Source organism: Hymenobacter algoricola (assembly GCF_039539525.1).
Classification (GTDB): domain Bacteria; phylum Bacteroidota; class Bacteroidia; order Cytophagales; family Hymenobacteraceae; genus Hymenobacter; species Hymenobacter algoricola.
This window is the reverse complement of record NZ_BAABDH010000023.1, coordinates 1-5652: the sequence shown is the minus strand read 5'-3', so window position 1 is coordinate 5652 and position 5652 is coordinate 1. Positions and strand designations below refer to the sequence as shown.

Sequence of the window (5652 nt, the reverse complement as noted above, 5' to 3'; positions counted from 1 at the left end):
CGGAATTTAAGGGTCGAAATTTTGCTGCACTTATAGTAGCGGTTAGCAGGCTGCATAACAGTAAGTTACGCCCATTCTCTTGACTTCTGCTTCCTAAGCCCCTATGTAATTAGACTTCGTCCATCGGTTAAATGAGCCGTAACACGAACAAAGTGATCTCCAGCGGTTGAAAAGGACTTATATACACTGCCTCCCGGTGAAAGGATGGCAGCGCCAGCACCGTCGTTGAAATCTAGGCTAAGGAAAGAAATCCCTGTGCCAGTGTTGTCAAATGTCAGGTTGGGCGGTAACGAAAGCTGCACGGTACCGGCTGTTACTTGGTCAGATAGCGCCGCGACTACGAGCGTTTCGCGCTGCTGATAGGGTGACTGGCTACGGCCAGCCACATCGTATAGGGCCCCCTGGGTGCCGCCTGGTTGGCTTAGAGCACCCTGTTGTACCGCTAACGTGTCGAGAATATGAAACTTGTAGTGCAGGATGCCAAATGGCACGCTATTAGCCATCGTATGTTGCATGGCGCGACTGCGTATCAGGGCTGATGCTCCTAGACCGACGTTACGGTAGGAGGCATACCACAATTCCTGATTGGCTTGCAGAAAGTGTAGATAAGACGATGTATCGGCCGTAGTTTGGCCAAAGATGTCCAGTCGCGCTATCGGGAACACACGGTCGTATAGAATGCCAGTAAGTACTTGGGTTTTGTCCAACGCTGTCATCAGGCTGTCCATTCGATAGCGGTAGCTGCCAGGTACAGCTAATGGAGCACCCGTCTGGGCAGGAGGCTGAATAGCTAGAGGTACAATCTTCTGAGTCCAACCAAAGTGGGCCGTCAACAGTAAAGCGAAAACGAGTAAAAATTTTTGCATAAGCAAGCGAAAAAAGGTAGAAAGGTATTACTTGAGGCGAGTATCGAATCGGCCTTCCGTGATAGTGACAATTTCACCGCTGTGGTAGGCGAAAGCTGTAAACTGAAAGGTGCCGGAAGCTATTTTGGCTACCGTGTCAATGCGTGTAAGTGTGACTGTACCGGGGTGGTCGGCATCTGTATAGTGTCTGCCTGCCCCTTCTGTATATGTTCCATAACTACCGGAACTAGTTTTGCCCAGCAGGTAGGTGCCAGGCTTGAAGGCGTTGCGAAGGGCAAACTCTACATATCCCTGACCCATTGCTGAAACCAGCAGGTCTGTACGATACACGTAAGCCTCCAAGGGTTTTCGACGGGTGATAGAGATGGCTTGCGCGGACTCAGGCAGAAAGGCTTTGCCATTCACGAGGCAGCCGAAGGTATGCTTACCCTCTTGAGTAGCTTTGGGCAACGCATCCACTTCGGTTTCTTTTTTACAGGCTGAGGCGCTGAGTAATCCTAGAATGAAGAGCAGAATGAAAGGTGTTTTCATAGCAAAGGGTGAAGAAAACAAGTGCAACAAAAAGTCCCATCTACACGGCGCTGCCGGCTACCAATGTGGTAGCAGTATAACGCGTGAAACAGGGGCAACAGGAGTGTGAGGGAAGGCCGCCCGGCGCGGTAGTGAATAAGTGCGGGCGACTAGGTATAGGAGCAGTAACTCAGGCAAGGATAGCAAAATTCTGGTACACTTTCATGTCCGCCGCCAACCAGAATTTGCGTTCGTCTGACATGTAAACAGGGATGTTTGAATCAAAGACGAGGCAAAAAACACCCTGTGCAGTGCCCAGATGAACTATGCTTGCTGACCCGCTTCGACATTTTAAATTCAGCATATACTTTTCTAATACGCCTGCTGAGTATCCGTTTGCCAACTGTCAAAATGCACACTGCACCGTATCTGCAAGCGTTTGCTTGCAAAACAAGGCAACTATTTATGTGTGTATGTGAAACAAGTGATTGAGCGCCGCATTATATTCCACATAACCCGCGAGTTGGGCGGGTGCGTTCGGAAAGGGGAGAAGGGAATGCCCGTCGTATTCTACCAGACCGGCAAGAAGGAGGACGCAAAAGGCCAGGAAAAGAAGGTGGCCATCCTGAAGTATTCGACGGTGTTTAACATCTCGCAGATTGACGGCATCGAGTGGAAGTTGCCCGAGCTGCCCAGCCGGGAGCACACGCCCCAGGAAGCGGCCGAGCAGATACTAGCCGGTTACGTTGGAGGCCCCAGCGTCAAGTTTGCGGGCAGCGAAGCGTATTACCGGACCAGCACCGACAGCGTGAAAATGCCCGAAGCCAGCAACTTTCACACGGCCGAAGATTTTTACTCGACGCTGTTTCACGAGCTGACCCACTCAACCGGCCACAGCAAGCGCCTCGACCGGGCGACGCTGACCGAGAAGGCCGCTTTTGGGAGCGAGAGCTACGCGAAGGAAGAACTGGTGGCCGAGTTGGGGGCCTCGTTCCTGAGCAACGCGGCCGGCCTTGACCTGACCCGCACCGAGCAGAGCAGCGCCGCCTACCTCGAAAACTGGTTGAAGGCCCTGCGTAACGACAAACGCCTGATTATATCCGCCGCCAGCCAGGCACAGAAGGCCGCAAACCACATTCTAGGTTTCGTGCCCAGTTACGAAACCGGCGAGGCCGCAGCGCCCACCGAGGACAGCGAGTAGGGGAGGGGCACCAAACCCGGCCGGCATTGTCCGGCCGGGTTTGGGCGGGCGAACAAAAGGAATTGCAATTGCAAAAAACAGGAGGGCAACAAGAGGGAAAAAATCAAACCTCGTGCCAATAAAGTTACCAAAATAACATAAATAAGTTTACCAAAAAGGCAACTTAATAGGGCGGTTTTGCGTTTAATAGGGGTTCTTGTTCCAAAAGGGCGGTTTTACACGCTAAGCGCCTTATCAGAAAGGGTCGCCCGAAAACAGGCTAGAAAAGGGCGATTCCAAGCAATTTAGAGGGGATGCGAAGCTTATCAAAAAGGATTTCCTTTTTGATAAACATCAAATTTTCTGCCGGCAATAATCACTGAATCAATTGGTTATTTGCTTAGCGTGTAAAACCGCCCTTTTGGAACAAGAACCCCGGTACCAGCAGCGCGTCAAGCTGCGCTTCCACCGCCGACGTAAGCAGCGGGGTCAGGCGCTGGTACGTCGCCGCGTCGGTTTGCAGCAAGGCCTGGCTCACCAGCAGCTCCAGCACCGAGATGGCGGGCCGCAACAGGCGGTCCTGGTGCAATTTTTGACACGCGGCCTGCAGCAGCAAGCGTGGTTGGTCATGCTCCAGGGCCCGTTCCAGCAGCCACGCTTCCAGACCGGGGCTGTCCAGCGGCTGCCATTTGCGGTAGCTCAGGTGCCGCAGCACCAGCTGCAGGTGCTCGCTGCGGGTGGCGGCCCGCTCCCCATAGGTGGCCAGCGCATCCGGCGCGATGCCCAGCTGCTGGCCGACAAAGGCAGCCACCGGCGCCGGTACCTGCTCGAACCAGTCTTTGGGCAAGTAGCCCATCAGGCGCACCAGGCCCAACTGCATGGCGCAGCCCAGGCGGTTGCCGTCGCGGCGCTGGCGCTGGACGAATTCGCGGTCCGTGGTGGTCAAATGAAAGTGCTGGCGCAGGTCGGTTTCGCTCAGCGTAGCCGGCACCTGCTGGTAGCACTGGCGTTCGGGTGCGGTGAGAAAGGGCGAAATCATGCAGTGAGTCGAGGGTCAAAAAGCCATAGCTTCCTGAACCACGTTCGCAGCCGAATCACCAAACAGTGAACCACCCGAAATCGCAGGGTCAGAAAGTCGGGCCAATAATAAACAAAGGAATATCTTTGTGAACCTGACTTTTTGACCCACATGAACAAAACCTTCGGCTATGCCCGCGTTTCCACCGCCGACCAGAACCTGGACACCCAACTTGACATTCTGACCAAAGCTGGGTGCGACCAGATCTTCCAGGACAAGATTACGGGCATGAGCCTGCAGCGACCCGCGCTCGATGAGCTGCTGGGGCTGCTGCGCGAGGGGGACACGGTGCTGGTGGCCCGCTTCTTCCGTCTGGGCCGTAGCCGTGACCATGTGATTCACCTGGTCAACTCCTTTCACCAGCGCGGCATCCACTTCAAGGCCCTAGACCTGGGCATCGACACCACCACGCCGGCGGGCAAGTTCATGCTCTCCATCTTCGCCTCGCTGGCCGAGTACGACCGCGAGAGCATCCTGGAGAAGACCAAGGCCGGCCAGCAACTGGCCGCTGCCCAGGGCAAGCATATTGGCCGCCCCAAGGGACTCGATGCCGAAAATCTGGCCAAAGTGAAGAAAGCATTGGAAAAAGGGCTGTCCGTGGCCGAAACAGTAGTATTAACCGACATCAGCCTCTCCAGTGTCAAACGCTACCGTAAGCACCTGCAGTCCGTCTGAAGCCACTGATACAGTTGGCCCCACAGTTTCTGGAAGGATTCTATCCTGCTGCTATCAGAAGCCTAAGTAGAAGTCCAACATTTACAAGTAGGAGGGGTCAGGATTTTTAGGGGTAAAAAATGTCAGGTGCTATACACTGTTTGGGCGCTGCAGGAGGAATTTTATACCTGTTTTCACACTAAAAATCACCTGTTTACATGTCAGGTAAACTCAAATTCCGGTTGGGCGTAATAGCTGAAGTGGAGTGAAAATTAACTATCCTTGCCTGAGGTATTACTCCCATANCTTTCGTGGCTTGGTGTAATGCTGTGTAGACAAAATTCTTCACCTGTTACCTACTTGTTATGAAATCCTCTTTCCACTTTCTGATACTGATTCTACTGCTGGGCAGTGCCTGCAAAAAGGAAAAAACCGAACTCGATAAGCTGCCCGAAGCCACCCGTACAGGCCAGAATACCGGCGGCTGCCTGATCGATGGGCAAGCCTTCGTGGCTACGGGGTGGGGGGGCGGCTTATTGTCTAATGGGATTCCGCCCTTAGATGGTGGGTTTTCCCTCGACAGTCTATACATCGTTGAACTAAACGGACAGCACAAAGGGCAAAATGCTACAATCACCTTGTTCTTTCGCTCTCAACAGACTGGTCGCTATTTTTTTAATCAAAACACGCTGTATTTCCCAGTTGGCCCGGCGCAATCAGTGCGCAATCACGCTACATATCGAGTAGCTGGAGCAACGAGTGGAAATACATACGGTACCGGAATGATGCAGACCGGATATGTAGATTTCTCTCTGGCCAATGTCCGTGCTGGAATAGGGGCGGGCACCTTCGAGTTCACGGCCGCTAACACGCTCGACCCCACTAAGATTATTACCGTTACCAACGGCCGCTTCGACCGCAAGCAGTAGCTGGCCGCTGGACTCCATTCCATCTCCATTCCCCTTATCCATTTCTGTATGAAGCAATTCCTACTCCTCCTACTCGCTCTTGCTTTGGGCAGCCCCTTGCGGGCCCAGTCGTTAGCCGCAGCCATTATAGGCCAGCCACCCGTGGGGCTGGTGCCCCCCGAACCCCTCAGCGGCTGGCAGCGCCGCGCCGACAGCTTGTTAGCCCCACTCGGGGTGTTGTTAAACAAATAGGGTAAAACCTCCGACTCAGGGGCGCAGACGCCTGCTTTTCGGGCTTAACATCTTGTCAAGCAATTAAATGGGCGGTGTAACGGCGTGGGCGATAGAGTAAACGTTCGTTTTCGCTAGCTTCTTTCGATGGCTTTAAGGGGCGTGTAAAACCATCATCCCTCGCTACTCTTACGAGGTATTTGTGCCTTATCGGTAGCATTCAAG

Annotated in this window: 6 protein-coding genes; 3 read left to right on the top strand and 3 right to left on the bottom strand. The window is 53.6% G+C overall.

Annotation, left to right across the window (positions count from 1 at the left end):
* Positions 1–101: 101 nt before the first annotated feature.
* Positions 102–866 (bottom strand): hypothetical protein, encoded by a 765-nt coding sequence (locus ABD842_RS07810; protein WP_345112333.1) that lies wholly within the window; start codon positions 864–866, stop codon positions 102–104.
* Between the two features lie 27 nt (positions 867–893).
* Positions 894–1397, bottom strand: coding sequence for a Riean_0653 family protein (locus tag ABD842_RS07805; protein WP_345112331.1), 504 nt, complete (start codon positions 1395–1397; stop codon positions 894–896).
* 448 nt (positions 1398–1845) lie between these two features.
* On the opposite strand from ABD842_RS07805, the gene ABD842_RS07800 reads away from it, so the two are divergent.
* On the top strand, positions 1846–2577 hold the full coding sequence (locus ABD842_RS07800) for an ArdC family protein (protein ID WP_345112329.1): 732 nt from the start codon (positions 1846–1848) through the stop codon (positions 2575–2577).
* Between the two features lie 379 nt (positions 2578–2956).
* On the opposite strand, the gene ABD842_RS07795 is transcribed toward ABD842_RS07800, so the two are convergent.
* Entirely contained in the window at positions 2957–3595 is a 639-nt protein-coding gene (locus ABD842_RS07795; RefSeq protein ID WP_345112327.1) for a DUF4158 domain-containing protein, read from the bottom strand.
* A gap of 150 nt (positions 3596–3745) precedes the next feature.
* Here ABD842_RS07795 and ABD842_RS07790 point away from each other — a divergent pair, with 150 nt between their 5' ends.
* Together ABD842_RS07790 and ABD842_RS07785 are read left to right on the top strand one after the other, a co-directional pair.
* Positions 3746–4309, top strand: a complete 564-nt coding sequence (locus ABD842_RS07790; protein ID WP_345112325.1) for a recombinase family protein — start codon at positions 3746–3748, stop codon at positions 4307–4309.
* Positions 4310–4653: 344 nt separating this feature from the next.
* On the top strand, positions 4654–5217 hold the full coding sequence (locus ABD842_RS07785; protein WP_345112323.1) for a Riean_0653 family protein: 564 nt from the start codon (positions 4654–4656) through the stop codon (positions 5215–5217).
* Positions 5218–5652: the final 435 nt, after the last annotated feature.